Source organism: Streptomyces sp. NPDC054841 (assembly GCF_053611045.1).
This window is the reverse complement of record NZ_JBSGZO010000290.1, coordinates 1-3,314: the sequence shown is the minus strand read 5'-3', so window position 1 is coordinate 3,314 and position 3,314 is coordinate 1. Positions and strand designations below refer to the sequence as shown.

Below are 3,314 nucleotides of genomic sequence, written 5' to 3'. Positions count from 1 at the left end.
GCGTTCACCTCCGCGTCCCGCAACGGCAGTCGCACCGTGAACTCGGCGCCGTCGTCCGGGCCTTGCGTAACCTCGACCGTCCCGCCCCTGCGGTGCGCGGTCTGCCGCACCAGCGCGAGCCCGAGCCCTCGCCCGGGGCCCCGGGTCGACCAGCCGCGCTCGAACACGGCCTCCACGTCCCCAGGGCGCACCCCGGGCCCGGTGTCCGCGACGCGAAGGACGAGCTCGCCCTCGTCGGTCCGGGCGGTGACGGTGACCCGGGGCCGGCTCTCTCCCGCGCGGGCGCGGGGCACCTCGGCGGCCGCGGCCGATGCCGCCTCGACCGCGTTGTCGATGAGGTTGCCGAGGATGGTGACCAGGTCGCGCGGCGGCAGCCAGGGCGGGAGGACGTTGTCGTCGATGCGGCTGTCCTCCGTGAGGACGAGCTCCACGCCGCTCTCGTTGGCCTGTGCCGCCTTGCCCAGAAGCAGCGCGGCCAGGACCGGTTCGCCGACCGCGGTCACGACGCGGTCCGTGAGGACCTGGGCCAGTTCGAGCTCGGCGGTGGCGAATTCGACGGCCTCGTCCGCGCGGCCCAGCTCGATCAGGGAGACCACGGTGTGCAGTCGGTTCGCCGCCTCGTGGGCCTGGGCGCGCAGAGCCTGGGTGAAGCCGCGTTCGGAGTCCAGCTCGCCCGTGAGGGCCTGGAGTTCGGTGTGGTCCCGCAGGGTCACGACCGTCCCCCGGCGCTCGCCGCCGACCACCGGCTGGGTGGAGACGACGAGGACCCGGTCGGCGGTCAGATGCAGATCGTCCACGCGCGGTTCGCTCGCCAGCAGCGCGCCCGTGAGCCCGGGCGGCAGGCCCAGCTCGTCCACCGGCCGGCCCACCGCGTCCGCGTCAAGACCGAGCAACTCCCGGGCGCCGTCGTTGATCAGAGCGATCCGCCGCCGTCCGTCCAGCATCAGCAGCCCCTCGCGCACCGCGTGCAGCGTCGCCTCGTGGTAGTCGTGCATATGGCTCAGCTCCGCCGCGTTCATCCCGTGCGTGTGCCGCCGCAGGCGTGCGTTGATCACGTACGTACCGGCTCCGCCGAGCACCAGCGCCGCGCCCGCCATCCCCAGCAGCGCGGTGACCTGCTTCCCCACCTGCTCGCTGATCTTGTCGATCGTGATGCCCGCGCTCACGAGCGCGACGATCCGGCCACCGTCCCGCACCGGCGCCACCGTGCGCACCGAAGGACCGAGCACTCCCGTGTACGTCTCCGAGGACGTGCGCCCGCGCAGCGCCTCGTCGATGTGCCCCAGATACGTACGGCCGATCTGGGCCGGCTCCGGGTGCGTCCACCGCGTCCCGTCCGGCTGCATGATCACCACGAAGGCGACGCCCGAGTCCTTCCGCAGCCTCTCCGTGTACGGCTGGAGCACCGCCGACGGGTCGGCGGACCGCACCGCGGCCACCACCGACGGCGAGTCCGCCACCGCCGTCGCGATGGCCACCGTCTGCCGCCGCGCGGTCTCCTCGGCCTGCGTGCGGTCGGTGACGTACGTGAAGAAGGCGAATCCGGCCACGATCGCGGCGACCAGCACGACCTGCATGGCGAAGAGCTGGCCTGCGAGGCTGCGGAGGCGCGGTATGTGCATGCCGTAAGTCTGCCTGGCCGATTTCGTGTGAACGAAACGTACGTAAGGGTGACCGGGGTCACAGGCTGATGAATAGTCGCGGCATCGAGGACATCCGCCGGGACGTGGATGTTCGTCAGGCCGAGGAGGAATCCCCGTGGCAACCCCACCAGCAGCCGCAAGACGGGACCGCACCCACTATCTGTATCTCGCCGTCATCGGTGCCGTCGTCCTCGGCATCATCGTCGGCTTCGCCGCCCCTGACTTCGCCGTCGAGCTCAAGCCGCTGGGCACCGGCTTCGTGAACCTGATCAAGATGATGATCTCGCCGATCATCTTCTGCACGATCGTGCTCGGCGTCGGCTCGGTCCGCAAGGCCGCCAAGGTCGGCGCGGTCGGTGGCCTCGCTCTCGGCTACTTCCTCGTGATGTCGACGGTGGCGCTCGCCATCGGCCTGGTCGTCGGCAACATCCTGGAGCCGGGATCCGGTCTGCACCTCACGGAGGCGGCGAAGGCCGCGGGCGAGAAGCAGGCGGCGGGTGCCAGTGAGGGCACGGCCGACTTCCTGCTCGGCATCATTCCGAAGACCCTGGTCTCCGCCTTCACCGAGGGCGAGGTGCTGCAGACCCTGCTGGTCGCGCTGCTCGCGGGCTTCGCGCTGCAGGCCATGGGCAAGGCCGGCGAGCCGGTGCTGCGCGGTGTCGGGCACATCCAGCGACTGGTCTTCCGCATCCTCGCGATGATCATGTGGGTGGCCCCGGTGGGCGCGTTCGGCGCGATCGCGGCGGTGGTCGGCGAGACCGGAATCGACGCGCTGAAGTCGCTCGCGGTCATCATGATCGGCTTCTACATCACGTGTGCGGTCTTCGTCTTCGTCATCCTGGGGACGCTGCTGCGGCTGGTCGCCGGGGTGAACCTGATCGCCCTGCTGAAGTACCTGGGCCGCGAGTTCCTGCTGATCCTCTCCACCTCCTCGTCGGAGTCCGCGCTGCCGCGGCTCATCGCGAAGATGGAGCACCTGGGTGTCTCCAAGCCCGTCGTCGGCATCACCGTGCCGACCGGTTACTCCTTCAACCTGGACGGCACCGCGATCTACCTGACGATGGCCTCGCTCTTCGTGGCCGAGGCGATGGGCAACCCGCTCTCGATCGCCGAGCAGATCTCGCTCCTGGTCTTCATGATCATCGCCTCGAAGGGTGCGGCGGGCGTGACGGGCGCAGGTCTGGCCACACTGGCGGGCGGCCTCCAGTCCCACCGGCCCGAGCTGGTCGACGGCGTCGGGCTCATCGTCGGCATCGACCGCTTCATGAGCGAGGCCCGCGCCCTCACCAACTTCGCGGGCAACGCCGTCGCGACGGTCCTCGTCGGTACCTGGACGAAGGAGATCGACAAGGCCCGGGTCTCCGAGGTCCTCGCGGGCCGCATCCCGTTCGACGAGAAGACCCTCGTCGACGACCACGCCCCGGCCGGCGACGCTCCCGCCGACGTACCGGCGCCGCGTGGGGACGACGAGGACGAGAAGACGCCCGTCAAGGTCTGAGAAGGACCGAGCGGTGGTGTGAAGGTCTGAGAAGGTCCGAGCGGTCGTGGGGGGGGGGGGGCCGCCCCCCGGGCCCCCCCCCCCCCCCCCCCCCCCCCCCCCCCCCCCCCCCCCCCCCCCCCCCCCCCCCCCCCCCCCCCCCCGCCCCCCCCCCCGCCCCCCCCCCCCCCCCC

The 3,314-nt window shown here is 71.5% G+C and carries 2 protein-coding genes; one reads left to right on the top strand and one right to left on the bottom strand.

The window, feature by feature from the left end:
- Positions 1 to 1,622 (bottom strand): sensor histidine kinase (locus ACWGI8_RS29850; RefSeq protein WP_453665578.1); only part of this gene is annotated, 1,622 nt, incomplete at its 3' end.
- A 136-nt stretch (positions 1,623 to 1,758) separates the two neighbouring features.
- Here ACWGI8_RS29850 and ACWGI8_RS29845 point away from each other — a divergent pair.
- Entirely contained in the window at positions 1,759 to 3,141 is a 1,383-nt protein-coding gene (locus tag ACWGI8_RS29845; RefSeq protein WP_453665577.1) for a cation:dicarboxylate symporter family transporter, read from the top strand.
- Positions 3,142 to 3,314: the final 173 nt, after the last annotated feature.